A 24,668-nucleotide genomic window follows, 5' to 3' on the forward strand; every position below is an offset into this window, starting at 1 on the left:
TCAACCTGCGCCAGACCCTGGGCCAGGAGCTGGCGGCGCTGCGCGCGCTGCCCGCGGACCCGCGCGGCGTCGCCGCCGGCGAGCTCGACGCGCTGCAGGCCAGCCTGCCGCGCCTGGCCAGCCGCGCGCCCGGCGCGCCGCCGGCCTCGGGCACGGGTTCGGGTTGGCAGCGCCTGCTCGACGCGATCGTGCAGGTGCGCCCGAGCAGCACGCAGGACCTGATCTCGCCCGCCGACCGCGCCACCGGCGAAGCCGCGCTCGGGCTCGAGCTGGCGCTGGCGCGGATCGCGCTCGACCGCCGCGACGAAGCCGCCTTCCGCGCCGCCGTCGTGCGCATCGACCAGTGGCTGCAGCGGCTTTACGCCGAAGACGCCACGCTGCGCGAGCGCCGCGAGCGACTGGCCGCGCTCGGCACGCTCGACCTCAGCCCCGACCTGCCGATGTCCGGCAGCGGCCTGCAGCAGCTGCGCGACCTGCGGCGGGGCCTGGCGCCGTGAACCTCTACCGCAGCCTGCTCTGGTGGCTGGCCCTGGCCGCCCTGGGCGCGCTGGGCTGGACCTGGTTCTCGCAGGACCTGGGCGACGTCGTGGTCCGCTTCCGCGGCCTGACCTACACGACCACGCTGGCCTATTTCGTCATCGGCTGGGCGCTGCTGTGGTTCGCGCTGTGGGCGCTGGTGTGGCTGCTGAAACTGCCGGTGCAGGCCTGGCGCCGGCACGCGCGCCAGCTCGCGCGCAGCCGCCTGGCCACCGGCCTCGAAGCGCTGCACCAGGGCCGCTGGCAGCGCGCCGAATCACTGCTGCTCAAGGCCGCCGAAGAGCCGCTGCTGCGCACGCCCGCGCTGATCGGCGCGCGCCGTGCCGCCGATGGCCGCGGCGATGTCGAAGCCGCCGCCCGCCACCAGGCCGCGCTGCTGCTGCAGGATCCGCAGGCTGCCGCGCTGGAACAGGCCACGCGCCTGGCCGCGGCGCAGCGCCACGAGGAGGTGCTGGCCGCACTGGCACCGTTCGCCAATGCGCCGCCGGCGGCGCAGCTGCTGCAGGCCCGCGCGCTGGTCGGCGCCGGCCGCGCGCACGAGGCGCAGGCCCAGCTCAATGCCCTGCGTCGCGAGCAGGCGCTGTCGGCACCGGCACTGTCGGCGCTGGAAATCGAACTCACCGCCGCCGCCCTGGCGCAGTCGCCGCAGGCCGACGGCCTGCTGCAGCGCTGGAACGCGCTGCCGCAGCGCCTGCAGCAGGCCGCGCCGGTCGTGGCCGCGTTCGCGCTCCGCGCGGCCGGGCTGGGCCTCGAGGACACCGGCGCGCAGGCGCTGGCCGACGCGCTGGACGCGCAGTGGAATGACTCGCTGGTGGAGATCTACGGCCGCCTGCCCGCCGGCCGCGACCCGCAGCGCCTGGCGCGCGCCGAGGCCTGGCTGGCCGCGCACGCCGCCAGCCCGGCGCTGCTGGTGGCCCTGGGCCAGCTGTGCCTCGCGCAGCGCTTGTGGGGCAAGGCCGAGGACTTCCTGCACCGCGCGCTCGCGCAGGGCGCCGGCGCCGAAGCCTGGGAGCTGCTGGGACACGCGTGGACGGCGCAGAACGACAGCGCCCGCGCCACGATCGCCTACGCCAACGCCCTGCGTTCAGCCCGCGGCGAAGCCCTGCTGTCCCTCTCGGGCCGCAGCCTGCGCGAACAAATCGCCGACCAGGCCGTCGCCGAGCTCCGCAACGAACACGGCATCCCCCTGCTACCTCCCTGATCCCCCTGTAGGAGGGCCTTCAGGCCCGAAGCTCTTCTCGAAAAAGCTTCGGGCCTGAAGGCCCTCCTACATGCCCTCGGGAAGGATTCCTAGGGAATGGCATTCGGGACTCTGCAAGGCTGACGGCATGCCACACGCCGCGCCGCGCTTCCGACAATCCGACCTGCGAATCGGCAGGCGAAGCGAAGCTCACCGGACCTATTTCCTGACCACGACCACGCATGGTCGAGAAAGAATATTTTCCGACTGGCACCATGCGTCGCAAATGAGCCGGATCATCTCCGCGCCAGCGACCTGGGCTGGATCAGAGCTTCTATGCTGGGCATTGATGCCAGATCATTGGCACGGATTGCTTGTGCTGGGTGACACCCATTCGCTGCCGAGAACGATGAACTTGGCCAAGGGTATTAGCTCCCGCCGATTCAACCAGGCCACTGGGCGGAACGGTCCCGTCTGGGCGGCTGCCTTCCACGACCACGCGCTGCGTCGGGATGAGGACCTGAGGGAGGTTGCGCGCTACATCGTTTCGAACCCGATCCGTGCGGGCCTGGCCATGACCTGCGGAGACTATCCGTACTGGGATGCCGTCTGGCTGGATCGCGACGGAGCGCCCTTGTAGGAGGCCCTTCAGGGCCGAAGCTTTTTCGCGAAAAGCTTCGGGCCTGAAGGCCCTCCTACAGGTAGTTCAGCGTTCGATGATGGCGGCGACGCCCATGCCGCCGGCGGTGCAGACCGACACCAGCACGCGGCCGCTGCCCTTTTCCTTGAGCAGCTTGGCGGCGGTGGCGACGATGCGGGCGCCGGTGGCGGCGAAGGGATGGCCCACGGCCAGCGAGCTGCCGACGACATTGAGCTTCGCGCGGTCGATGCGGCCCAGCGCGCCGTCCCAGCCGAGCTTTTCGCGGCAGAAGGTTTCGTCTTCCCAGGCCTTCAGCGTGCACAGCACCTGCGCGGCGAAGGCTTCGTGGATCTCGTAGAAATCGAAGTCCTGCAGCGTGAGGTTATTGCGCTTGAGCAGCTGGGCCACGGCCCAGCACGGCGCCATCAGCAGGCCTTCGCCGTGCACGAAATCGACCGCGGCCACCTGGGCATCGCGCAGGTAGGCCTGCACTTCCAGGCCGCGCGCACGCGCCCAGTCTTCCGAGGCCAGCAGCGCGGCGGAGGCGCCGTCGGTGAGCGGCGTGGAGTTGCCGGCGGTCAGCGTGCCCTGGCCGGAGCTGCGGTCGAAGGCGGGCTTGAGCGTGGCCAGCTTCTCGCGGGTGGTGTCGGGGCGCAGGATGTTGTCGCGCTCGACGCCGCGGAAGGGCGTGACCAGGTCGGCGAAGAAGCCGCGCTCGTAGGCCGCGGCGGCCTTGGTGTGGGATTCGAAGGCCAGCTGGTCCTGGTCCTCGCGGGTGATCTTCCACTCCTTGGCCATCATCTCGCAGTGCTCGCCCATCGACTTGCCGGTGCGCGGCTCGCCGACGCCCGGGAACTCGGGCTTGAGCTCCTTGAACTTGAAGCCCTTGAAGGCCTTGAGCCGCGCGCCGAAGCTGCGCGCCATGTTGGCGTCGAGAAGGCGGCGGCGCAGGCGCTTGTTCACCGCGATCGGCACGTCCGAGGTGGTGTCGGAGCCGCCGCCGATGCCGGCCTCGATCTGGCCGACGGCGATCTTGTTGGCGATGTGGATCACGGTGTCGAGCGAGGTGCCGCAGGCGCGCTGCATCGTGATGCCCGGCGTGGACGGCGACAGGCCCGAGCTCAGGGCCGCCTCGCGGCCGATGTTCCAGTCGCTGCTGTGCTTGAGCACGGCGCCCATCGCCACCTCGCCCAGCGCCTCGCCGTGCAGCTTGAACTTCTCGACCACGGCGCCCAGCGCCTTGATCGACATCCCGAGGTTGCCGACGTCGTGGTAGGCCGTGTTGTTGCGGACGAAGGGGATGCGGACGCCGCCGAGGATGGCGACACGACGGATGGGCGACATCGGATTCACTCCTTGCGATAACGGTGCAGCGGTATGATCGCGATCATAACCCGACGCCACCGTATGCCCATGCCGAATCCCGACCTCAGCTGCCTTGGCGCCCTCGCCGTCGAACTCTCGCCCGGCGCGGTGGCGGGCCGGACGGCGCTGTCGCCGGACGAAGCCGGGGCGCTGGCCGCCCTCGTCGCCCGCGACCTGGACAAGCTGGTGCCGGGCGCCGCCGCGCTCGACCTGGGCCTGGTGGCGGCGCTGTTCGACCCCGTGGAGCTGCTGCGCCCGGGCTATCCGCTGCACGCCGAGCTCGAGCGCCTCGTCGCCCGCGCGCCCGGCGCCGCCGGCGGCCGCGTGATCGGCTTCGGCGCCGGCGCCGAGGGCCTGCCGCCGCCGCTTCGGCCCGCGCCCGAGCATGCGGAAGGCCCGCTGCGCCTGCTGCCGCTGCTGGTGCGCGGCGAGCCGTCCGCCGTGGCCGAGGTCGGCGAGCGCATGGAGCAGGTGCTGCTCGACACCGGCATGGCCGGGGCCGACACCGCGCTGCTGGCCCAGGATGGCTTCGGCGCGGCGGTCGAGCACGCGCGCCTGCTCACCCTCAACGACCTGGCCGCGATGATGGCCATGCAGTACGACCACGCCGGCCTGGGCCCGCTGTGGCCGCTGGTCGAGGCCGCGCTGCTGGCCCCGGACAGCGAGCAATGGCTGGATGCGCCGCCCGAACCGCTGGCGCGCTACGCCGGCGGCGAGGTGCGGATGGCCATGCTCGACGCCGATGCTTGGTCCGAGGGCGGCTTCGCGCCCGCCGGCGCCGACGCGGCCGCGCTGGGGCGCGCGTTCGAGCGCTTCCAGATGCGCCAGCGCCAGTTCGCCGCGGTGCTGGGGGCGCACGGCATCCCGGTCACCTTCGACCACTGCCCGGCGGGCCAGGACCCGCGCGCGGTGCTGTCGGCCTGAAGCGCGGCTGAGGCTTCACGCCGCGGCGATGGTTGCGGGCGGAGCGATGCGGAACAATGCCGGGTCCCTCGGAGTCCCGCCATGCCCCTGTCCCGCTTCCTCCTGCTGATCGGCCTCGTCGCCCTCGCCCCCCTTGCCCCGGCGCAGGGCGTGGACCCGGGCCCGGCGCCAGGGCAGGGTCAGGTTCCGAACCTGACCCCGTCTTCCGATGTTGCGAACGGGGCGGTGGCGACGTCTTGCGGGCTGCGCGCCGAAGGCGACACCCGGCCGCGCATCGGGCTGGTGCTCGGTGGCGGCGGTGCCCGCGGCTTCGCGCACGTGGCGGTGCTCAAGGAGCTCGAGCGCCAGCGCATTCCCGTCGACTGCATCGCCGGCACCAGCATGGGCGCGATCGTCGGCGGGCTGTACGCCTCGGGCATGAGCGCGGTCGAGCTCGAGAAGCAGATGCGTGCGATGGACTGGGGCAGCATGTTCGTCGATCGCCTGGAGCGGCCGCAGCGCTCCTTCCGCCGCAAGCGCGACGACGACCTGGCGCTGGTGGCCGGCAAGCCCGGCATCGGCAACGAGGGCCTGAAGATCGCGCCCGGCGTGCTCTCCGGCGAGCGCGCGCTGCTGCTGCTCGAAGAGCTGACCCAGCCGGTGGCCACGCGCGATGACTTCGACGCGCTGCCGATCCCGTTCCGCGCCGTCGCCACTGACCTCAATTCCGGCCAGGCGGTGGTGCTTGGCTCGGGCAACCTGGCGCTGGCGATGCGCGCCAGCATGTCCATCCCCGGCATCTTCAAGCCGGTGGTGGTGGACGGGAAGGTGCTGGTGGACGGCGGCCTGGCCAACCAGGTGCCGGTGGACGTGGTGCGGGCGATGGGCGCCGACGTGGTGATCGCGGTGGACGTGAGCACGCCGCTGTCCAGGCTCGACGAAGGCGCCAGCCTGTTCTCCATCGTCGACCAGATCAGCGGCTTCATGACCGTGGGCAGCGCGCGCGCGCAGACCACCACGCTCGGCCCGCGCGACCTGCTGGTGCGGCCGCCGCTGGGCGCCGAGGTGTCGACCTCCGATTTCGCCAAGATCGAGCTGGCGATGGAGCTCGGCGAGCGCGGCATCGAGGAGCTGCGCCCGAGGCTCGCGGCGCTGGCCCTGCCGGCGGACACCTACGACGCGGCGATGGCCAGCCGCGACAAGCCGTCGCGCGAGGCGCCGGTGGTCGACTTCGTTCGCCTGGACAACCGCACCCGCTACGCCGACGCCTTCCTGCTGGCGCGCCTGGACATCGCGCCCGGCCAGCCGCTGGACACTACGCGCCTGCAGGAGAACCTGCAGCGCATCTACGGCCTGGACACCATGGACCTGGTGACCTACGACCTGATCGAGGAAGACGGCCGCACCGGCGTGGTGGTGCGCGTGGTGCCGCACAGCTACGGCCCGAATTACCTCGAGACCGGCCTGAGCCTGTACTCCGACTTCAGCGGCGACTTCTTCGTGAACCTGCGCGCCGGCGTGCTGCGCGCGCCCGTGAACGAAAGCGGCGGCGAAGTGCGCGGCCTGCTGCAGCTGGGCGACGAGCCCGGCCTGCTGATGGACTGGTACCAGCCGCTGGGCGCCAACAGCGACTACTTCACGCTGCTGCAGCTCAGCGGCGAGAGCCCGAAGTTCACGCTCTTCAACGAGGACGGCGAACGCCTGGCGAATTTCCGCGCGCCCAACTGGGGCGGCGAAGTCGGCCTGGGCCGCGAGTTCGGCAACTTCGGCGCGGCCACGCTGTCGGTGCGGCGACGCTACGGCACCGCCAAGCCCGAGCTGTTCGACCCGCTGTTCGACGAGCTCGACTACGACCTGGGCGAGGCCGAGTTCACGCTCACCTTCGACCGCATCGACAGCACCTACCTGCCGCGCGCCGGCACCTACGCGGTGTTCAGCCAGGTGGCCTCGCGCGAAAGCCTGGGCGCGGACGGCGACTTCGACCAATCGAACTTCGACGTGATCCACGCCCGCGCGATCGGCAAGCACTCGGGCTTCGCCGGCCTGCGTTACCACGTGTCGAGCAGCGACCTGATCCCGATCCAGAGCCAGTTCCGCCTCGGCGGCCTGACGCGCTTCGCCGGCTACCGGCCGAACGAGCGGCTGGCCGACAACTACGCGCTGGTCTACGGCGGCTACACGTATGAGCTGGGCCGCGTGCTGAGCCGGCCGGCGGTACTGGGCGGCACGCTCGAATACGGCCGCACCTGGGCCACCGGCGCCGACCTCGACGGCGCGGAAGGCGAGCTGCACGGCAGCGTGTACTTCGGCTTCGATTCCTGGCTCGGGCCGCTGCAGCTCGGCTACGGCCTGCGCCAGGGCGGCGAGGGCATCTTCCTGCTCGAACTGGGTCGCCCGCGCTGAGCCTTCAGCGCGCCGCGCGGCCCCAGTAGCCGAGTTCGCGGCGGATCTGCAGGCCGCGGTACAGCGACGACAGCGGCTTGCGCCGCAGCGTGCCCAGCTCGCCGGCCAGTAGCGCCTCGGTGGCCGCGATCACGCGCTCGCTGGCGCGGCCGTCGCGGGCCGGGTGGATGGCGTCGGCGTAGTCGGCGATGGCGTTCGCGAGCGCGGCCGTCGGCGCGAAGGCGAGTCCGAGCTGCGCGCGCAGGTCTTCCGGCGCGTCGAAATCGAGCATGTGCGGCTTGGGCGCGCGGTTGCGGAAGGTGACCACCGGCTTGCGCTGCACCGCGAACTCGGAGACCACCGAGGTGGTGTCGGCCACCAGCACGTCGGCGGCGCGCTGCGCGGCCATGAGTTGCTCGGTCTCGACGAAGACCGCGCTGTCGCCCGCCATCGCGCGGTAGCGCTCGAACAGGGCCGGCGCGCACTTCGGGTGCAGGGTGAGGATCCAGAAGCGCTCGCCGCGCGCGATCTCGGCGGCGATGGCATCGGCCAGGTGGGGCGCCGCGCTCAGCCGCTCGGTGAAGGTGGACGCGAACAGCACCACCGGCCGGCCGTGGGCGCGCAGGCGCAGCGCGCGCGCATCGGCATCCTCTTCTCGGAACAGCGGATCCAGCTTGGGCCAGCCGGTCTCGACCACCGCGAAGTGGCCCTGCTCACGCGCCATCGCCTCGAACGGTGCGGTGGTCAGCGGGCCCTGCGTGCAGTACAGGTCGAACAGCCCGCGCACGCGGAAATGGCCGCGCTGGTCGCTGCGCTTCTCGACGTTGAACCCGTGGAAGAGCTGCACCTTGGCGCCCGACACGAAGGTGGGCACGGTGTTGGCGGCGCTGAACACCGCGCGTGGCCGCAGCGCCACCGCGCCGCGCACGTCCACCGGGCGCACCGGCGGCGGCAGCGTGGCGCCCGCGGCGCCGGCCACGAACAGGCTGCTGACGCCATGGCCGGCGGCTTGCAGCGCGCTCGCCAGCGGCCCCAGAATGGGCAACGCATAGCGCTCCGTCGCGAACAGCAGGTATTCCGCCATCAACGCCTCCACGGCCCCGTCGCCGCGTCTCTCGGCCTGCATTATCACGTTCAACGAGGCCGGCCGCCTAGCCGATTGCCTCGATTCGCTGGCTTTCTGCGACGAAATCATCGTGGTGGACTCGCATTCGACCGACGCCACGGTGGCGATCGCCGAAGCGAAGGGCGCCCGCGTCTTCCTGCGCCGGTTCGAGGGCTTCCGCAGCCAGAAGCAGTTCGCGGTCGAACAGGCCGCGCACGACTGGGTGCTGTGCCTGGACGCCGACGAGCGCGTCAGCCCGGCGCTGCGCGACGCGATCCTGGCCGCGCGCGACACCGGATTCAACGGCGCGGCCGGCTACCGGTTCGCCCGGCTGTCGGATTACTTCGGGCGCTTCCTGCGCCACGGCAACGCCTACCCCGACCGCGTGCTGCGCCTGTTCGACCGGCGCCGCGGCGGCTGGCGCGGCACCCGCGAGATCCACGAGGCCGCCAGCGTCGACGGCCCGGTGCAGACGCTGGCGGGCGACCTGATCCACTACCCGTATCGCTCCCTCGAGCAGCAGCTGGCCAAGACCCAGAAGTACGCGCGGATGATGGCCGAGCACGACTTCGCCCGCGGCAAGCGCGCCTCGCTCGCGAAACTGGTGCTGGCGCCGGCCTGGCGCTTCTGGCGCGGCTACCTGCTGCGCGGCGGCTTCCGCGACGGCTGGCACGGCCTGGTTTACGCCTACGTCCGCGCCAACTACGTCCGCCAGAAAACCGTGATGCTCTGGCTCCTGCAGAACAACCAAGCGGTTGCCGATCCTGTAGGCGGGCCTTCAGGCCCGAACCCGGTTGCCCCTGTGGGAGGGGTTTCAACCCCGATCGCGCCGCCGAAGGATTCCTGACATGTGCGGCATCGCCGGCGCCTGGCTCCCCGACGCACGCGATTCGGAAGATTCGCTGCTCGCCCTCGGCCGCCGCCTCGGCGCCGCCATCGCCCACCGCGGCCCGGATGACGCCGGCGCCTGGGCCGAACCCGCCGCCGGCCTCGTGCTCGCGCACCAGCGCCTGGCCATCGTCGACCTGAGCCCCGAAGGCCACCAGCCCATGGCCTCGGCCGACGGCCGCTGGGTGATCGCCTTCAACGGTGAGATCTACGACCATGTGGCGATCCGCGCCGAGCTGGTGGCGCTGGGCCACGGCTTCCGCAGCCGATCGGACACCGAAGTGCTGCTGGCGGCGATTTCGCAGTGGGGCGTGGAAGGCGCGCTGGCGCGCGGCAACGGCATGCTCGCCTTCGCGGCCTGGGATCGGCGCGATCGCGTGCTCTGGCTGGCGCGCGATCGCCTCGGCAAGAAGCCGCTCTATTACGGCTTGAGCGAAGGTCGCCTGGTGTTCGGCAGCGAGCTCGCGGCGCTGCGCGCGCTGCCGGGCTTCCGCGCCGACGTGGATCCCGACGCGCTGGCGCTGCTGCTGCGCTTCGACTACATCCCGGCGCCGCATTCGATCCTGCGCGGCGTGCGCAAGTTGCCGGCCGGCCATCTGCTGAAGCTGGACGCTTCGGCGCTGTCTGCGCGCGAACTGCCTGCACCAAAGCCGTGGTGGAGTGCGCTCGATGCGCAGCGCGCCGCCATCACCCGCGGCTTCGACGGCGACGAGGCCGCCGCGCTGGACCAGCTCGACGCCTTGCTGCGCGACGCCACCGCGCTGCGGATGGAGGCCGACGTGCCGTTGGGCAGCTTCCTGTCCGGCGGCACCGATTCTTCGCTGGTCACCGCGCTGATGCAGGCGCAGTCGTCGCAGCCCGTGCGCACGTTCTCGATCGGCTTCGACAACGCCGTGCACGACGAGAGCGAGCAGGCCGCCGCCGTCGCCGCCCACCTCGGCACGGCGCACACGCCGCTGCATGTCGATGGTCGCGCGGCCCTCGACCTGGTGCCGGAGCTGCCGCGCCTGTTCGACGAGCCGTTCGCGGACTCCTCGCAGATCCCGACCACCCTGCTGTGTCGCCTCACGCGCCAACACGTCACCGTGGCGCTCTCGGGCGACGGCGGCGACGAACTCTTCTTCGGCTACCGCCGCTACGCCCGCACGCTGAAGAACGACGCGCTGCTTCGCCGCCTGCCGCGCGCGGCGCTGGCCAAGCTGGCCGGCAAGCCCGGCGAGCGAGCGCGCCTGGGCGGCCTGGCCGCGCTGCGCGCCGAGCTCGCCACCGGCGACCTGCAGGGCCTCGCGCGTCATCGCGTCAGCCACTGGAAGGACCCCGAGGCCGTGGTGATCGGCGCGCGCCGCCTGGCCACCGCCTACGATGACCCGCGCGCGATGCCGGGCGTCGGCACGCCTGGCGATGCCCTGATGGCGCTCGACACCGCCTGCTACCTGCCCGAGGACATCCTCACCAAGGTCGATCGCGCCAGCATGTCGGTGGCGCTGGAGGCGCGCGCGCCGCTGCTCGACTACCGCGTGGCCGACTTCGCCTGGTCGCTGCCGATGGCGATGAAGTACCGCGACGGCGAGCTCAAGGTGCTGCCCAAGCGCCTGCTGGAGCGCTACCTTCCGCGCGAGATGGTTTACCGCAGCAAGGCCGGCTTCGGCGCGCCCGTCGGCGATTGGCTGCGCGGCCCGCTGCGCGACTGGGCCGAGGCCCAGCTTTCCGAACAGCGGTTGCGCGAGGAACGCCACTTCGACCCGGCGCCGATCCGCGCGCTGTGGCGCGAATTCCTTGGCGGCGAGCGCAAGTGGCACACGCACCTGTGGGGCGTGCTGATGTTCCAGGCCTGGCGCGAAACGCTGCGCTGAGGTCGTTGCGGGTGCGTTGGCTTCTCGCTTCGATGCCGGTCTGGGGTCGAACGCGGATCAGAGCGGATGGGCGCGGATAAGGGCGGATTTTTTGGTGCGCCGGCAGTGCGTTCATTCCGCTACGTCAAAACGCGGGTTGGCGCCTCGCGACCGCCCCGGTGATGAGCGAGAACACGACCAGTACCCCGACGGCGGCCAGCGTGGCAGGGGCGATCCAGCTGATCGGGTGATTGCCGGGGCCGGTGATGGCAAACGGCAAGTAGGTGATCGCCGCCACAAGCGCGGCCGGGATCGAGAGCATCCCGAGGATCCCGCCCCAGAAGGCGGCTTCGTGCGCGCCCGTGTGGCCTCGCCGCGACACCAGCAACGCATGGATGTGGATCGCGAGCGCGAGCACCAAGCCGAGAAGAACTAAGTAGTTCATGGACTTTCCTTCTGCCGCGGGAGAAGGACCCGTCAGGGTCAGGTGCGGGGCTTGAGCAGCGCCGCTTCGTACATCTTGTAGCCGGCGTCCACCATGCCCAGTGACTCGTAGGTGCGTTGGGCGTTGGTGTTGTGGTGCTCGACGTAGAGCCGCAGGCCGCAGACGTCGGCGCAGGCCGCGGCGGCGTGCTTCACGTGGGCGTACAGCGCGGCGTACACGCCCTGGCGGCGGTGCTCCGGCGCGACGTAGACGCTCTGGATCCACCACCAGTCGCCGTTGCGCCAGTCGCTCCATTCATAGGTGAACATGAGGGTGCCGGCAGCTTCGCCGTCGCGCTCGGCAATGAAGTAGCGGCCGCGGCCCGGCTGGTCGAAGACGGCGCGGATGCCTTTGCGCACGGTGTCCGGGTCGAGCTTCTTCTGCTCGGTTTCCCAGGCCATCGCGACGGCCCAGCCGGCCATGCGTTCGATGTCGTCGACGGTGGCGTTGCGGATGACGATGTCGGACATGGGGATTCCCGGAGGCTGGCGGCGCGCCCAGTTTAACGGGCGCGCGCCAGGCAGGTCGCCGCGGATTACTCCGCGGGGCCCGCGTCGGCCGGCGGGGCGTTCACGAGTTCGATCACGCCGCAGGCGATGCGGCCGCCGGCGTTGCCGGTGGGCTGGGTGGTGTAGTCGTCGGCCTGCGCGTGCACGATCACGCCCTTGCCGACGATGTCGTTAACGCCGCCGCTGGCGATCTCGAGGCCGGCCAGCGCCTGGTCCACCGCCGCCTCGCCGTTGTCGCCGGCGGTCTGGTTCGGGATGTCGCCGGCGTGGTGCGCGCCGCCCGCGGCGCGGTCGCCGTGCGGCTGCTGGCCCGGATTGAAGTGGCCGCCGGCGCTGGTGGCGTCCGGCGCGCTGCAGTCGCCGAACTCATGCACGTGCAGCGCATGCGTGGCGCCGGGCTGCAGGCCCGCCAGCGTGCCGGTGACGCGCACGCCGCCGTCGGCGATGTCGAACACGAGGTCGCCGCTGACGCCGCTCCCGCCCACAGGCGACAGCGTGGCGCGCGCCGAGGCGGCGAGCTGCGTGGTTTCGGGCGCGGGCGCGGGTTCGGCGGGCATCGCCGGCGCGGGCGCGGGCGCTTCCTCGGCGACGGGCGTCTCGGCCGGGCTGCAGGCGGCCAGCGCCAGCGCGGAGCCGAGGATCAGGACGGTGCGGAAAGCAGTCATGGAATCTCCGTGCATTCGTTGGGGCATCGAGTCTGGCGCCCCGGGCATTAACCCGGGGTCAATTCCTCCGGCGTCAGCCCGCGGGCCGCGTCCCGGCTAATCCGGCTCAGGCCGGGCGGTACAAGCCGCACAGCTTGTTGCCATCCGGGTCGCGCACGTAGCTCAGGTACAGCGTGCCGATGGCATTGGTGCGCGGCCCCGGCGGGCCTTCGCAGCTGGTGCCGCCGTTGGCCACCGCGATGTCGTGGAACTGCTGCACCTGCTCGGGCGAGCTGCACTTGAAGCCGAGGGTAGCGCCGTTGGCGGCGGTGGCCGGTTCGCCGTTGATCGGCTCGGTGACGCAGAAAGTGCTGCCCTCGTGGCGGTAGAACAGGCGCTTGTGGCCGGTGCCCGAGGTGTTCTCGAACGGCGCGCCGGCGCCGAGGAAGCCGAGCAGCGCGTCGTAGAAGCGCTTGGCGCGGTCGATGTCGTTGGTTCCCACCATCACATGGCTAAACACGCAGCGTCTCCTTCAGGATTGGTCGGCGGATGGTCGCAGACCGGCGGCGGGCGGCGCTAGGGTGATTTACGCCGCCGGGTGGCGCCCAGCTTGCGCGTCACGGTGTTGCGGCCCAGCCCCAGCTTTTCAGCCGCCAGCTGGCGATGGCCGTCGGTGTGCTCCAGCGCGGTCTCCAGCAGCACCTGGTCGAAGCGCTCGCGCAGCGCCGCGTGCAGGCCGGTGTCGCCTCGCGCCAGCGCCTCGCGCGCGGCCTGGGCCAGGCCGCGGGTCCAGTCATCGGCGGCGGAAGTGGTGCCTTCGCTGCGCAGCGCGCTGCCGAGCTCGCGCAGGGTGATGGTTTCGCCGGGCGCCAGCGCCACCAGGCGCCAGCACAGGTTCTCCAGCTCGCGCACGTTGCCGGGCCAGTCGTGGCGCTCGAGCCGCTTGAGCGCTTCGGGGTGGAAGCGCTTGGCGGGCGCGCCGAATTTGTTCGCCGCCTGGGCCAGGAAGCGCGCCGCCAGCGCCGGCACGTCGCCCTTGCGCTCGCGCAGCGGCGGCAGGCGCAGGCGCACCACGTCGAGGCGGTGCAGCAGGTCGGCGCGGAAGCTGCCGTCGCGCACCTTGGCCTCGAGGTCCTGGTGGGTGGCGGCGACCACGCGCACGTCCACCTTGATCAGCTCGCGGCCGCCGACGCGGAAGAATTCGCCCTCGGCCAGCACGCGCAGCAGCCGCGTCTGCAGCGAGGCGGGCATGTCGCCGATCTCGTCGAGGAAGAGCGTGCCGCCATCGGCCTGCTCGAAGCGGCCGACGTGGCGCTTCTGCGCGCCGGTGAAGGCGCCGGCCTCGTGGCCGAACAGCTCGCTTTCCAGCAGCTCCGCCGGAATCGCCGCGGTGTTCAGCGCGACGAAGGGCTTGCGCGCGCGCGGCGACTCGCGGTGCAGCGCGCGCGCCACCAGCTCCTTGCCGGTGCCGGTTTCGCCGGTGATGAGCACGTTCAGAGGCGCCTGCGCCAGGCGGCCGATGGCGCGGAAGAGTTCGCGCATCGCCGGCGTTTCGCCCACCAGCGCATCGCCCATCTCGGGGGCCGGCAGCGCCGAAGCGGATTCGGCGGCGGGCAGGGCGCGTGCCGCCAGCGCCACGGCCTCGTCGAGATCGAAGGGCTTGGACAGGAACTCGTGCGCGCCACCGCGGAAGGCGCCGGCGGTGCTGGCGATGTCGGTGTAGGCGGACATCACCACCACCGGCAGCTCCGGGCGCTTCGCCTTGAGCGCGTCGAGGAAGGCCAGGCCATCCATGCCCGGCATGCGCACGTCGGTGAACACCAGGTCGGGCAGCTCGCCGTCGGCCAGCGCGGCCAGGGCCTGGCGCGGGTCTTCGAAGGCGCTGACCGCGTAGCCGGCATCGCGCAGCGCCTCGGCCAGCACGAAGCGGACGGTGCGGTCGTCATCGACGACCCAGAGTCGGGTGGAGCCTGGCGCACCGGTGAAAGTCATGGCCAAAGCTTGCACCAGAAAGGTGCAAGTGGCGAGGCCCGCCCGACGCTCCCGGGCCCCGGGACGCGGCGCCGGGCCGGCCCGGCGGGATTGCACCTGAAATTTCATGGGCGTATCGTTCCAAGGGAAAGGAGGCGCCATGTCCCGGATCCCCGCCCGACTGCCCGAACCCGAGCGCGACGCCGTGCTGGCCAAGGCCGTCACCCGCGCCGCCGACCAGCTCGGCCTGAGCAAGGCCACCCTGGGCCGGGTGCTGGGCCTGAGCCAGGCCACGGTCACCCGCCTCTACCAAGGCCAGTACCGGCTCGACCCCGGCAGCAAGCCGGGCGAGCTGGCCCTGCTGCTGCTGCGCCTGTTCCGTTCGCTCGATTCCATCGTCGGCAGCACCGAGGCCGCGCGCGCCTGGCTGGCCAGCGACAACGCCGGCCTCAACGGCGTCCCGCGCGAACTCATCCTCGAGACCCGCGGCCTGGTCCATGTCACCGATTACCTGGACGCCCACCGCGCTCGCGTCTGAGGCGCGCCCCTGGCACGGCCGCGCCTGGCGCGTGGTCGAGGACCAGCGCGTGGCCTCGACGATGAAGCTGGTGGACACCGCCGCCGAACAGGTGGTGCTCGAAGCGCTGCTCGATGCCGCCAAGCCGCCGCTGCCGGCGGCCGCGAAGCCGCTGCACTACCTGCTGTCCACGCCCTTCCGCTACCCGCCGCTGCCGGGTGGCTCGCGCTTCCGCGCCGGCGGCGAGCCGGGCGTGTTCTACGGCGCCGACGCATTGCCCACGGCCTGCGCCGAACTCGGCTACTGGCGCTGGCGCTTCCTGCGCGACGCCACCGCGCTGTCGCGGCTGCCGCCGGTGGTGCACACCGCATTCCAGGCCTCGCTGCGCGCGACCACGATCGACACCCGCGAACCGCCGCTGGCGCGCGACGCCGCGAAATGGATGAACCCGGACGACTACCTCGATTGCCAGTCCCTGGCCCGCGCCGCCCGCGCCGCGGACATCGGCGCCATCCGCTACGCGTCGGTGCGCCACCCGGAGCACGGCGGCTGCGTCGCCCTGCTCACGCCGAGCGGTTTCGTCGGCAAGAAACCCGTGGGCGAACCCAAGCGCCTGTGGCTTTCCGTGCAGCCCACGCGCGTCACCTGGCAGGTGGACCAGGCGCTGCTGGAATTCAGCTACGCCTGAGCGATCGCCGCGCCGCCCGCATCAGGCCTCGTCCTCGCCGGCATCGGGCACCGGCAGCAGCAGGGTGAAAACGGTGTGGCCCGGGCGCGAGCGGTAGCCCAGCGAGCCGCGGTGTTCGCGCGCGACCTGCTGGGCCAGCGGCAGGCCGAGGCCGCTGCCTTCGGCGCGGCCGGACACCAGCGGCAGGAAGATGCGCTCGGCGAGATCGTCGGGCACGCCGCGGCCGTCGTCGGCGATTTCCACGCGCACGGCCAGGCGGTGCGCGGTGTCGCCGATCAGCACGTGGTGCTCGGCGCGCGTGCGCAGCCACACCTGCGAGGCGCCGGATTCAAGTGCGTTGCGCACCAGGTTCCAAAGCGCCTGCGACAGGCGGTCGGCGTCGCCGGGGAATTCGGGCAGCGAGGGATCGAAGTCGCGCACCAGCTTCACCGACCAGCCGGCTTCGGTTTCGGCCAGCGCGCGCACGCGCTCGAGCACGGCGTGGATGTTGGTCGGCTCGAAATCGCGCGGCGGCGCCGGGTTGAGCAGGCGGTCTACCAGCGCGGCGAGGCGATCGACTTCGCTGCCGATCAGGTCGACCAGCTCGCGGGCGTCGTCGCTTTCAACACGACGGCCCAGCAATTGCGCCGCGCCCTTCATGCCGGCCAGCGGATTCCTGATTTCGTGCGCCAGTCCCTTCAGCGCGGCCGACAGCGCCGCCGGAAGCGCGGTGGCCGGGTCTTCGCCCGGGAACTCGTCGGCGGGATGCGCCTCCAGGCGCAAGCCTCCGTCCTCGGTGCGCGCCAGCCAGACGTCGGCAAAGCGCTCGGCGTTGCCGGGGAAGGCGAGGCGCGCGCGGCGCACCCGCAGCGGCTCGCCGGTGGGCAGCAGCCGCGGCAACAGGCCGGCCACGCGGTCGCCCTCGGCATCGAGCTCGGGTAACGCCATGCCCACCAGCCGCCGCGCGCTGACGCCCAGCCAGCTGGCGAAGGCGGGATTGCAGCCCAGCACGCGACCGTCGGCATCGAGCCAGGCCAGCGGCGTGGCCAGGCTTTCGGGGGCGGGCGGATTCGGCGGGGAAGACATGGCGACAGTATGTGGCCAGCAGGCGGCGAGAGCGCCTAGGGCGCGTCGCAGAACTCGATGCCGGGGTTGGCGCGCAGGATGCGTTCGAGATCCGCTTCCAGTTTCGCAAGCGGCGTGGCCGTGTCCAGCCAGCCCAGCCAGCGGCGGACGCTCGAGCGGATCATGTAGAACGGCACCTCGATCTCGGCGAAAACCTGCCAGATGATGTCGTCCTCGCAGGGCGGCTGGTCAATGCTGCTCGCCAGGATGGCCTCCGTGACGACATTCCCACAGCCGACCCACAGTTGGTAATCGCCGCGCTCGCACATCACGCACCAGCCCCAGTCTTCGGCGATAACTTCGGTGGCGTAGCCTGCCGAACCAAGCTCGACCGAGAGCCATTCCGCGAGCGACTTGCCGAAGCGTCCGGGATTGGTGGCTTCGTCCTCGGCACCCTGGAGCCGGAACTGCCTGGATCGGAAGCTGTGAACCTTTTTCATTCCAAGCAAGCGCGCTGACGGACGGACGCCAAGCTTAGCTGCTTCGGAGCCGTCTCGAAGCGTCCTGCCCGCGGGCGGCCTGCGCCGCCCGCGGAGCCCCGCGTCAGGGACAGACGCCCTGGAACACGCAGGCCACCCACTCCGGGTGGTCGATGAACGGATTGCGGTTGCCCTGGTAGGTATAGACCGCTTCGTTGCGCAGGATTTCCTTCTCGTCCACCGGGTCCTCGGCGTGCCAGCGCAGCAGGTCGGCCAGGCGGCCCATGTAGGCGACGCTGAGGTTGCTGCTCGAGGCCTGGATCAGGCCCGGGTCGTCGGTGAGGATCAGGTTCGGCTCGGCCACGCCGGTGACGCCGTGGGTGCCGCCCTCGTAGCGCACGTCCATGTACAGCAGCGCGCGGGCAACGTCGCCCTTGCGGTCGCCCCAGGTCTGCCAGTACGTGGTGTCGTACCAGTTGGAGTTGCCCGGGAACACGCCGCTGCCGCCGCCCGCGCCGGCGTTGGCCACGGTCACCTTCTCGACGCAGTTGCTCAGGCAATCAGCATACGGCTTGTTGTTGCGCGAGCTGTTGTAGCCGGCATCCGACAGGAACAGCATGTGCGTGTCGGTGTACGGGTAGTTGCCGCTGCCGTCGTTGGTGAAGCCGTAGCTCTTGGGCCAGGTGTGCTCGCGGTTGTACTCGGTGTTGCCGGCGCCATACTTTTGGTAGCTGGCATTGCGGTAGACGTCGAGGATGCGGCCCGGGTTGGTCGGGTCCTCGTCGGCGTACTCCAGGATGTCCCAGGTGTCGGTGGCCGTGGACGTGTACGGGAAGCGCTGGTGGTCGTCGATCAGCGCGTGCAGGCTGCTGCGCATCGCGGAGGCGCTCGAGGTGCTCACGCCCGAGTAGTAGTCCAGCCCCGGCACCGCCGCGGTGGTGAACACGAAGCTGTAGTTCGCCGCCATCGGCGTGGGCGTGCCGTCGCGGTCGGTCACGCGGCTGGCGACGACGTCGACGATGCAGTCCGACAGGCCGGGCAGGCTGGTTTGCGGATCCACCGTGAACTGGCTCGGGCCGCCGCTGGTGGCCACCGCCACGCTGCCGCCGCTGTCGCAGGCCAGCAGCACCGCGCCGCTCGCCAGCGTCACCGGCTCGGAGAAGGTGATCGAGAGGTTGGCGTCCAGCGCCACCGAGCCGCTGCCGTCGGCCGGCGAGGTCGCGGTGATCGTCGGCGCCAGGTCCGGCACCGGGAAGGTCTGCGCGACGTTGCAAGTGCCGAAGCTCGAGGCCGCCGCCGCGCGCCAGGTGAAGTTCGAATACTGCGTGCCGCTGCCGCCCAGCTGCAGCGAGTGGCCGACGGGCGTGGCTTCGGTTTCGGAGACGCCGATGTTCGACGAGGTGATGTTGCGCGCCGGGCCGTCGGCGCCCTTGAAGCTGCCTTCGTAGCTCAGGAACTGCACCAGCGTACCGGAGGCATTGGTGAGCGCGACGCCGTCGGGCGCGCCGTTCTGCAGGCCGGCCGCGTCGACGCTGGCGAAGCCGAAGGCGCCGCAGGTGGCGCCCAGCGTGCCCGACAGGCTGCGGGTGGCGTACACCTTGCGGTCGGCGCCGTTGTAGAAGTGCAGGGTCCAGCCGGCCAGCGAAGTACCGGCGTCGCCGGCGACCTCGATGCGTTCACCGGTGTCGGTGCCGGCATTGTCGTAGTGGATCTCGTTGATCCAGGCACCGGCCTGGGCGAGCGACGGGCACAGCAAAAGCAGCGGCAGAAGCCGCAGGGTCCGGATAATCACGTACGCTTTCTCCCCAGAAGTTGGTACGAAGTTTCCTACCCGGATATTACAGATTTCCCCTCGGGGGGCGTGGTGCAACGCCGCATGCCCGCCGCCTGCGCACCCGTGCCAGGTTTGATCCGGCGCCGCGCGCCGGCGCGCGGCGTCAGAACCGGACGGTGTAGCGCGGCTGGTCCTTCCGGACGGGCGCCTTCAGGGTGATGGCGAGTTCCTCGTCAGTGGCCTGTGGCAGGCCATAGCCCGGCGACGACGACGCCGCCGCGGCCTGGGCGCGCGGCAGGCGGCCGTCGAGCACCGCCAGGGCCGCCAGCTGCAGTCGCAGCGTTGCCGCGCTGTCCAGGGCCTGGGCCTGGTAGCGCTCCACGTTGAGCTGGGTGGCCCGGGCCAGGGTGCAGCTGATGACGGCGCCCCAGCAGGTCGGGTTCGACAGCCCGATCGTGGTGCCCTGCGTCGGCGGTACTTCGCCGGCCAGCAGCTTCGCCCGGTAGGCGTCGCGGCAGGTGTCGGCGTAGCGCGGCGCGATCCACGCGTCGTGGACGCCGGCATCGATCGCCGTGAACCGCAGGAACAGGTCACGCGGGTTCCGGCGCGCCGCCAGCGCTTCGTCGATCTGGCGTGCCATGCGCGAGGCCATGCGGAACTCGTCGCGCAGGACCTCGCAGAGCAGGTAGTGACCGTCCTGCACCGGCACCAGAGCCTCGGCGCAGGAGGGCGGCAGCGGCGTGTCGGGCGAGGCACGGCGCAGGTCGAGCAAGAGCTCCGCCGCGCCGTTCCCCAGCAACATCATCACCGCCTTCTGGACCAGGTCGTCGGCGCGGGCGGCGTGGCGACGGGCGTCGGCGAGAACGCCGCAGGCGCGGGACATCGCCGCGGGCACCCGGCCCTCGACGCCGTCCAGGGCCGCGGCGATCAGGGGCAGGCGCAGGTTCTGGTAGGGCGGCAGCGGCGCCTGGAAGCCCCGCGGATAGGGGCTGCGGATGTGCCCGCTGGCCAGCGCGCGGGTCGCCAACCCGGTGCGGTCGCCCGCCGTCGCCAGCAGCGCGCGGATCGCCTCCGGGTCGTCGCGCACCTTGTCGAGGCAGCCGACGCCGCGCAGTGAGCAGCCTGCATTGTTCAGCGGCACCGGCTCGCGGGCCGGGAATCCGCCGTCTTCGAGCAGCCGGTAGGCCAGCCCCATCGGGGACGACTGCGGCGAGGTCCGCGCCATCGCCAGCATCGCCTCGCGGTTCACCCGCTCGAAGGCTTCGAAGCGCGCGACCTCGCCCGCCATCACCTCGTCGAACCGCGCCTCCGGCACTTCATGGTTGCTGAGCAACAGCACCGCGAACCCGTTGTCGCCCGATGCCTCCGGCCCCGGCGCCATCAGCATCGCCACGTCGTCGCGTGCCTCGTCGTCCAGGGCGAACCAACGCAGCGTCGCCGTCAAGACCATGGCCAGCACCACGAGCAGCGCCAGGGCCTGCAGGATCCGTGTGACCCACTTCATCGCGCACTCCCTGTCGAAGCGCCGAATGCTAGCGGCTGCTTCGCCACAGCGGCAAGCAGAAGGAGTTTGGACGCGGATCCCAGCACCCGGGAAGAAGAGGGATCAACTAACGCGGGGGAGCGCCGCCCCGACTGCGCATGGCGAGCATGTGGTGGAACCGACTGGTCAAAAGGGCGACCTCGCCGAAGGCAAACAGACCCGCGGCCACGTAAAGGATCCGGCCACGATCAATGACGTCGAACGAGAACAGGAAGACGCTGGACAGTACTGCCAGCAGAAACACGGAAAGGTGGGTTCGATGGCTTGCCTGCATGGCGCTATTCCTCGAAAACCGTGGTTTGCTGCAGCAAACCACGATCATTATCCGGATTCAACGGACCGGTGGGATCACTCGGTCAGGACGGTGGCGATGGCGATGCCCGAGGCAACGATCGACGCACCGGCGAGGACCACGATGCCCGTCGCCGCGATCGGCACGGCCACGGCGCCGACCGCGGCGATCGCAAAGGCGGTGGCCACGCCGACGGCGGTGCCGTACACCGCGTCGCTGCTGACGCCGCCGTCGACGGCCGAGATTTCCTCGAAGTTAAGCTCACGCATTGTTGCAACTCCTGTTGGTATGACGCAGTTCCCCTGCGCCGCGGGGCCGGGTTCCCGGCGAAAAAAGGCTGGGCGTGGCCGGCCCGTTCAATGCGCGATCCTGCCGCGCACCGCGTACAGCGGCTCCAGCGCCCACTCGTAGAGCTTCCGGCGCTCGCCCAGGATGTCGGCATCCAGGCGCATGCCCGGCCGCAAGGCCTCGGCGTTGCCGTAGGCCAGGATCGATTGACTGTCCAGCGCCACGAGCACCCGGTAGTAGGGCTCGCGGTCCTGTCCGTCGCCGCCCGTCGTAGCCACGGCGCTGCGCGAGATACGGATCACGGTGCCGCGGTGATGGCCGAACTTCTGGTACGGGTAGGCCTGGTAGCGCAGCAGGACCTCGTCCCCGGGCTCGACGAAGCCGACGGCCGCACTCGGAACCAGCAGCTGTGCCTGTAGACGGGAGCCGGCCGGAAGCAGGCTCATCAGGGGCTGGCCCACCTGGACGGCCTGGCCGGGTTCGATCAGGCGGCTGGCCACCAGTCCGGCCACCGGTGCCCGGATCAGGAGTTCGCCGCTGGCCTCCTGCTGCACGCGCTCCAGCTCGAGCGCGGCGAGATCGCGGCGCGTGGTCGCGAGCGCTCCTTCCCGGCGGGCCGGAAGCTCGAGCAGGGTTTGCTCAAGCTGCGCGAGGTTGCGCCGCAGGGTGGTGGCCTGGCGTTCCAGCGACTGCTGTTCGTAGGTCAGCTCGAGCACGGCCTGCTCCTGTTGATTGAGCTGGATCCTGCTTATGTAGGCCTGGTCGGCCAGCGTTCGGTAGCGGTCGCTGGTTTCCCTGCCCACGCGGACCTGCTCCCGCCGGGTCGCTATTTCATCCTCGATCTGCGCCAGCTCACGACGGGCTGCGTCGCGCTGGCGGGACAGGCCGGCCAGCTGTGCCTCGATCTGGTCCGCCTGCGACCGGCCAAGTGATTCGAGGCTCTCGCGACGTGTCTCCAGGCCCTGCCGGATCACGCTCAGCGCATCCGTGCCCGACGCCATCACGCGCGGCACGTCGATGATCGTCAGCGCCTGGTCCTTCACGACCTGTTCGCCTTCCTCCGGGAACAGCCGCGCAACTACGCCGCTGGTCGGGGAAACGATCGTCGCCAGGCCCAGGTCCGGAACCAGTTGTCCGGTGACCCGGGAGCGTCGGGTGTATTCGCCAAGCAGCAGGAAGGCAACGATGACGATGGCCGCGAGGATGGAAAAGCCGACCAGCAGCCAGGCCTCCAGAGGCTGCGACAGGGAGATACCGCCCAACTGGCGGTTCTGCCGGGCCTCCAACACTTCCTTCCGGAACAGGTCCTGGCTCATGCCGCCGCCGTCTCGTTGGCGTGTCCCGAAGCCTGCTGGGATGCGGGGGCCGCCGGCCTGATCTCCTGGACCATTCGGCCGCCATGCATCACCAGCACCCGGTCGGCGCTCGCGATCGTCTCCGGACGGTGCGCGATGATGACCTTGGTCAGCTTGAGCTCCCGCACGGCCTCGTTGACCAGCCGCTCTCGCTCGACGTCAAGGTGGCTGGTGGCCTCGTCCAGGAACAGGATGCCGGGCCGGCGATGCAGCGCCCGCGCCAGGATGACCCGCTGCTTCTGGCCACCCGACAGGGTCGTGCCCATGTCGCCGATCAGGCTGTGGTAGCCCATCGGCATCGCCGATATTTCGTCGTGGATGGCCGCCAGACGGGCCGCTGCCTCGATCCCTTCGGGGCCGTGGTTCTCATCGCCGAACGCAATGTTCTCGGCCACGCTGCCCGCGAACAGCTGGTCGTCCTGCATCACCGCTCCCATCAGGGGCCGGTAGGCCTCGTGGCCCAAGCGCGCCAGGTCCCGCCCACCGATCGTGATCGTCCCTTCGACGGGCTTGAGCAAGCCCAGCATCAGCTTGACCAAGGTGGTCTTGCCGCAACCGGACGCACCCACGATCGCGACCGACTCCCCGGCTTCCACCGCGAAGCTGCAGTCCTTGATGATCCAGGGCTCGCCCTCGGCGTAGCGGAACGACAGGCCCCTGGCCTCCAGCCGGGTGTCTTCGGGCAGCTGCCGCGCCTGGTCGCCGCAGGCGCTGGCGTCCAGCTCCGGCTCGGCAAGCGCGATGTCCGCGAGGCGTTCGCCGTGCAGGCGCAACATCCGGAACTCGATCCACTTGTCGATCAGCCCGCCCATGCGGAGCGCGAATTGGTCCTTGTAGGCAAGGTAGGCGATCAGCATGCCCACCGAGAGAACGTTTTGCATGGCCAGGATGGCCCCGATCCAGATCACGGCGATGCGCTCGAGGCCGAAGATGAGCTGGCTTCCGGAATTGAAGCCCAGGCCCAGCCAGGCCATCCGTATGTCGCGGTTCACGGTGTCGTTCATCAGGTTGAAGTAGGTCGAACGGCGCAGGCCCTCGCGTCCGGCGACCTTGACCGACTGGACGCCGCGGATCGACTCGAGCAAATGGCTTTGCTGCCTGGCGGCGGCGACCAGCTGCTGCTCGGTGCCCTCCCTGACCTGGCCAAACGCGACGGCGCGCAAGCCAAGGTAGATCGCCACCGCCAGCAGCGTGACCAGCGCCAGCTTCACGCTGTAGAGCAGCATCATCCCCAGCGTGACGACCGCCATCAGGCCGTCCACGAGCGCCTCGACGAAACTGGTGCTCAAGGTCCGCTGGATGGCCTGCACGCTTCCCATGCGCGAGGTGATGTCGCCCAGGTGCCGCTTCTCGAAGAAGTCGAGAGGCAGGCGCAGCAGATGGCTGAAGACGTTGCCCATCCACTGCAGCCCGAGGCGCGAGGAAAGGTAGACGACGGCCCAGCCGCGAAGCACGCCAATGGCGACTTGGAGCAGCAGCACCAGCCCGAAGCCCAGTCCGAGGACCGTCAGCAGGTCACGGTCGGCCGAAACCAGCACCTGGTCGACCACCCACTGCATGAAGAATGGCGCAAGCAGCACGAATACCTGCAGCACCATCGACAGCGCCAGGATCATGGCCAGCGCACGCCACAACCCGGTCACGCGCCCGGTCAGTTGGCGGATGGCAATGGCGGGCGCCGGCTTGCGCGGCGTGAACCCCTCGCCCGGCGTCAGTTCGAGCGCGACGCCGGTGAAATGGTCCGAGGCTTCGGCCAATGTCATTTCGCGTTTGCCGAATGCCGGGTCCAGGACCACCAGCTTTTTGCCGGCCACCTTCGCCAGGACGACGAAGTGATTCATGTCCCAGTGCAGGATGCAGGGCGTCTTGAGCCGCCCTATTTCGTCCATCCCCAACCGGAGCGGCCGGCACTGGAGTCCGAGCTGCCCGGCGATGTTGATCAGCCGCGAGAGGCTGGCACCCTTGAGCGAGAGCGAGAATCGCTGGCGCAGGTCCCGCAGGCCCACGCTGGCACCGTGACGGCTGGCCACCATCGCCAGGCAGGCCAGGCCGCACTCCGAAGATTCCGATTGAAGGATGACGTCCGTTTTCATCTGGGCCAGGGCTTCGCGGTGCAACCAACGTCCAGCGCGGGGTGCACAACGTATCGGCCGTCGATGGCAGTCGCAAGCAAACGCGGCGCTTTTTCCTCAATACGCGCGAATTGGTGCGGTTTTGCTTAGCGCGCCGCGCGGACGCTTCATTTTGC

The 24,668-nt window shown here is 70.7% G+C and carries 24 protein-coding genes; 9 read left to right on the top strand and 15 right to left on the bottom strand.

The genetic code is table 11. The features are described 5' to 3' along the window. The 3 genes from N787_RS15145 to N787_RS10385 form a co-directional block, all read left to right on the top strand. Window positions 1-497, top strand: a 497-nt coding sequence (locus N787_RS15145; protein WP_034213620.1) for a uroporphyrinogen-III C-methyltransferase, incomplete at its 5' end; no start/stop codon positions are given. Then, window positions 494-1,738: a heme biosynthesis HemY N-terminal domain-containing protein gene (locus N787_RS10380; RefSeq protein ID WP_034213623.1), complete on the top strand. Its 1,245-nt coding sequence runs from the start codon at window positions 494-496 to the stop codon at window positions 1,736-1,738. The genes N787_RS15145 and N787_RS10380, both read left to right, overlap by 4 nt. Before the next feature lie 127 nt (window positions 1,739-1,865). Then, on the top strand, window positions 1,866-2,357 hold the full coding sequence (locus N787_RS10385) for an REP-associated tyrosine transposase (RefSeq protein WP_425387870.1): 492 nt from the start codon (window positions 1,866-1,868) through the stop codon (window positions 2,355-2,357). 66 nt (window positions 2,358-2,423) lie between these two features. Here the strand turns inward: N787_RS10385 and N787_RS10390 are convergent, their stop codons facing one another. Continuing rightward, a complete protein-coding gene (locus tag N787_RS10390) occupies window positions 2,424-3,701 on the bottom strand; it encodes an acetyl-CoA C-acetyltransferase (RefSeq protein ID WP_034213627.1) in 1,278 nt (425 codons plus the stop codon). Window positions 3,702-3,770: 69 nt separating this feature from the next. Here N787_RS10390 and N787_RS10395 point away from each other — a divergent pair, with 69 nt between their 5' ends. Together N787_RS10395 and N787_RS10400 are read left to right on the top strand one after the other, a co-directional pair. Continuing rightward, a complete protein-coding gene (locus N787_RS10395; protein ID WP_245593998.1) occupies window positions 3,771-4,646 on the top strand; it encodes a hypothetical protein in 876 nt (291 codons plus the stop codon). Window positions 4,647-4,727: 81 nt separating this feature from the next. Further along, window positions 4,728-7,028 carry a patatin-like phospholipase family protein gene (locus N787_RS10400; protein ID WP_084590756.1) on the top strand — a complete coding sequence of 767 codons (2,301 nt, stop codon included), beginning with the start codon at window positions 4,728-4,730 and terminating at the stop codon, window positions 7,026-7,028. Window positions 7,029-7,032: 4 nt separating this feature from the next. Here N787_RS10400 and N787_RS10405 read toward each other — a convergent pair whose 3' ends face one another. Continuing rightward, window positions 7,033-8,094 (bottom strand): CDP-glycerol glycerophosphotransferase family protein, encoded by a 1,062-nt coding sequence (locus N787_RS10405; RefSeq protein ID WP_211252158.1) that lies wholly within the window; start codon window positions 8,092-8,094, stop codon window positions 7,033-7,035. Here N787_RS10405 and N787_RS10410 point away from each other — a divergent pair. Further along, a complete protein-coding gene (locus N787_RS10410) occupies window positions 8,090-8,959 on the top strand; it encodes a glycosyltransferase family 2 protein (RefSeq protein ID WP_084590757.1) in 870 nt (289 codons plus the stop codon). The two genes, N787_RS10405 and N787_RS10410, sit on opposite strands and share 5 nt — an antisense overlap. A 1-nt stretch (window position 8,960) precedes the next feature. After that, entirely contained in the window at window positions 8,961-10,853 is a 1,893-nt protein-coding gene (gene asnB / locus N787_RS10415; RefSeq protein WP_034213635.1) for an asparagine synthase (glutamine-hydrolyzing), read from the top strand. Window positions 10,854-10,977: 124 nt separating this feature from the next. On the opposite strand, the gene N787_RS10420 is transcribed toward asnB, so the two are convergent. The 5 genes from N787_RS10420 to ntrC form a co-directional block, all read right to left on the bottom strand. Further along, window positions 10,978-11,277 carry a hypothetical protein gene (locus N787_RS10420; RefSeq protein ID WP_034213637.1) on the bottom strand — a complete coding sequence of 100 codons (300 nt, stop codon included), beginning with the start codon at window positions 11,275-11,277 and terminating at the stop codon, window positions 10,978-10,980. A gap of 38 nt (window positions 11,278-11,315) precedes the next feature. After that, window positions 11,316-11,786: a GNAT family N-acetyltransferase gene (locus tag N787_RS10425; protein ID WP_034213640.1), complete on the bottom strand. Its 471-nt coding sequence runs from the start codon at window positions 11,784-11,786 to the stop codon at window positions 11,316-11,318. A gap of 65 nt (window positions 11,787-11,851) precedes the next feature. Then, window positions 11,852-12,490: a superoxide dismutase family protein gene (locus N787_RS10430; RefSeq protein ID WP_034213653.1), complete on the bottom strand. Its 639-nt coding sequence runs from the start codon at window positions 12,488-12,490 to the stop codon at window positions 11,852-11,854. A 106-nt stretch (window positions 12,491-12,596) separates the two neighbouring features. Next, entirely contained in the window at window positions 12,597-12,989 is a 393-nt protein-coding gene (locus N787_RS10435) for a VOC family protein (RefSeq protein ID WP_034213656.1), read from the bottom strand. 56 nt (window positions 12,990-13,045) lie between these two features. Further along, the gene (ntrC, locus tag N787_RS10440; protein WP_034213659.1) at window positions 13,046-14,461 is read right to left on the bottom strand and encodes a nitrogen regulation protein NR(I); all 1,416 of its coding nucleotides are present in this window, start codon (window positions 14,459-14,461) and stop codon (window positions 13,046-13,048) included. A 139-nt stretch (window positions 14,462-14,600) separates the two neighbouring features. Here ntrC and N787_RS10445 point away from each other — a divergent pair, with 139 nt between their 5' ends. Then, window positions 14,601-14,978 (top strand): MbcA/ParS/Xre antitoxin family protein, encoded by a 378-nt coding sequence (locus tag N787_RS10445; RefSeq protein ID WP_034213662.1) that lies wholly within the window; start codon window positions 14,601-14,603, stop codon window positions 14,976-14,978. Continuing rightward, on the top strand, window positions 14,938-15,645 hold the full coding sequence (locus N787_RS10450; protein ID WP_156968985.1) for an RES family NAD+ phosphorylase: 708 nt from the start codon (window positions 14,938-14,940) through the stop codon (window positions 15,643-15,645). Before N787_RS10445 ends, N787_RS10450 begins: the two co-directional genes overlap by 41 nt. Window positions 15,646-15,666: 21 nt before the next feature. Here N787_RS10450 and N787_RS10455 read toward each other — a convergent pair whose 3' ends face one another. The 8 genes from N787_RS10455 to N787_RS10490 form a co-directional block, all read right to left on the bottom strand. Then, complete coding sequence (locus N787_RS10455) at window positions 15,667-16,710, bottom strand: two-component system sensor histidine kinase NtrB (protein ID WP_034213665.1); 1,044 nt, start codon at window positions 16,708-16,710, stop codon at window positions 15,667-15,669. 35 nt (window positions 16,711-16,745) lie between these two features. Further along, the gene (locus tag N787_RS14385; RefSeq protein WP_052575371.1) at window positions 16,746-17,189 is read right to left on the bottom strand and encodes a hypothetical protein; all 444 of its coding nucleotides are present in this window, start codon (window positions 17,187-17,189) and stop codon (window positions 16,746-16,748) included. Window positions 17,190-17,292: 103 nt separating this feature from the next. Beyond that, window positions 17,293-18,960 (bottom strand): endonuclease, encoded by a 1,668-nt coding sequence (locus N787_RS10465; RefSeq protein ID WP_034213668.1) that lies wholly within the window; start codon window positions 18,958-18,960, stop codon window positions 17,293-17,295. Between the two features lie 145 nt (window positions 18,961-19,105). After that, window positions 19,106-20,446, bottom strand: coding sequence for a hypothetical protein (locus N787_RS10470; protein ID WP_034213671.1), 1,341 nt, complete (start codon window positions 20,444-20,446; stop codon window positions 19,106-19,108). A 106-nt stretch (window positions 20,447-20,552) separates the two neighbouring features. After that, window positions 20,553-20,759 (bottom strand): hypothetical protein, encoded by a 207-nt coding sequence (locus N787_RS10475; RefSeq protein ID WP_034213674.1) that lies wholly within the window; start codon window positions 20,757-20,759, stop codon window positions 20,553-20,555. A 74-nt stretch (window positions 20,760-20,833) separates the two neighbouring features. Further along, window positions 20,834-21,046, bottom strand: a complete 213-nt coding sequence (locus N787_RS10480) for a hypothetical protein (RefSeq protein ID WP_034213677.1) — start codon at window positions 21,044-21,046, stop codon at window positions 20,834-20,836. 87 nt (window positions 21,047-21,133) lie between these two features. Beyond that, the gene (locus N787_RS10485) at window positions 21,134-22,381 is read right to left on the bottom strand and encodes an HlyD family secretion protein (protein ID WP_034213680.1); all 1,248 of its coding nucleotides are present in this window, start codon (window positions 22,379-22,381) and stop codon (window positions 21,134-21,136) included. Then, a complete protein-coding gene (locus tag N787_RS10490) occupies window positions 22,378-24,513 on the bottom strand; it encodes a peptidase domain-containing ABC transporter (RefSeq protein WP_034213718.1) in 2,136 nt (711 codons plus the stop codon). Before N787_RS10490 ends, N787_RS10485 begins: the two co-directional genes overlap by 4 nt. Window positions 24,514-24,668: the final 155 nt, after the last annotated feature.

It is taken from the genome of Arenimonas metalli CF5-1 (assembly GCF_000747155.1).
Taxonomy (GTDB): domain Bacteria; phylum Pseudomonadota; class Gammaproteobacteria; order Xanthomonadales; family Xanthomonadaceae; genus Arenimonas; species Arenimonas metalli.

Excerpts from the sequence above, each read along its gene's own strand:
- N787_RS10385 (WP_425387870.1), top strand. The coding sequence starts at position 1,866 with ATGCCACACGCCGCGCCGCGCTTCCGACAATCCGACCTGCGAATCGGC.
- N787_RS10390 (WP_034213627.1), bottom strand. The coding sequence starts at position 3,701 with ATGTCGCCCATCCGTCGTGTCGCCATCCTCGGCGGCGTCCGCATCCCC.
- N787_RS10395 (WP_245593998.1), top strand. The coding sequence starts at position 3,771 with ATGCCGAATCCCGACCTCAGCTGCCTTGGCGCCCTCGCCGTCGAACTC.
- N787_RS10400 (WP_084590756.1), top strand. The coding sequence starts at position 4,728 with ATGCCCCTGTCCCGCTTCCTCCTGCTGATCGGCCTCGTCGCCCTCGCC.
- asnB (WP_034213635.1), top strand. The coding sequence starts at position 8,961 with ATGTGCGGCATCGCCGGCGCCTGGCTCCCCGACGCACGCGATTCGGAA.
- N787_RS10420 (WP_034213637.1), bottom strand. The coding sequence starts at position 11,277 with ATGAACTACTTAGTTCTTCTCGGCTTGGTGCTCGCGCTCGCGATCCAC.
- N787_RS10425 (WP_034213640.1), bottom strand. The coding sequence starts at position 11,786 with ATGTCCGACATCGTCATCCGCAACGCCACCGTCGACGACATCGAACGC.
- N787_RS10430 (WP_034213653.1), bottom strand. The coding sequence starts at position 12,490 with ATGACTGCTTTCCGCACCGTCCTGATCCTCGGCTCCGCGCTGGCGCTG.
- ntrC (WP_034213659.1), bottom strand. The coding sequence starts at position 14,461 with ATGACTTTCACCGGTGCGCCAGGCTCCACCCGACTCTGGGTCGTCGAT.
- N787_RS10445 (WP_034213662.1), top strand. The coding sequence starts at position 14,601 with ATGTCCCGGATCCCCGCCCGACTGCCCGAACCCGAGCGCGACGCCGTG.
- N787_RS10450 (WP_156968985.1), top strand. The coding sequence starts at position 14,938 with ATGTCACCGATTACCTGGACGCCCACCGCGCTCGCGTCTGAGGCGCGC.
- N787_RS10455 (WP_034213665.1), bottom strand. The coding sequence starts at position 16,710 with ATGTCTTCCCCGCCGAATCCGCCCGCCCCCGAAAGCCTGGCCACGCCG.
- N787_RS14385 (WP_052575371.1), bottom strand. The coding sequence starts at position 17,189 with ATGAAAAAGGTTCACAGCTTCCGATCCAGGCAGTTCCGGCTCCAGGGT.
- N787_RS10470 (WP_034213671.1), bottom strand. The coding sequence starts at position 20,446 with ATGAAGTGGGTCACACGGATCCTGCAGGCCCTGGCGCTGCTCGTGGTG.
- N787_RS10475 (WP_034213674.1), bottom strand. The coding sequence starts at position 20,759 with ATGCAGGCAAGCCATCGAACCCACCTTTCCGTGTTTCTGCTGGCAGTA.
- N787_RS10480 (WP_034213677.1), bottom strand. The coding sequence starts at position 21,046 with ATGCGTGAGCTTAACTTCGAGGAAATCTCGGCCGTCGACGGCGGCGTC.
- N787_RS10485 (WP_034213680.1), bottom strand. The coding sequence starts at position 22,381 with ATGAGCCAGGACCTGTTCCGGAAGGAAGTGTTGGAGGCCCGGCAGAAC.
- N787_RS10490 (WP_034213718.1), bottom strand. The coding sequence starts at position 24,513 with ATGAAAACGGACGTCATCCTTCAATCGGAATCTTCGGAGTGCGGCCTG.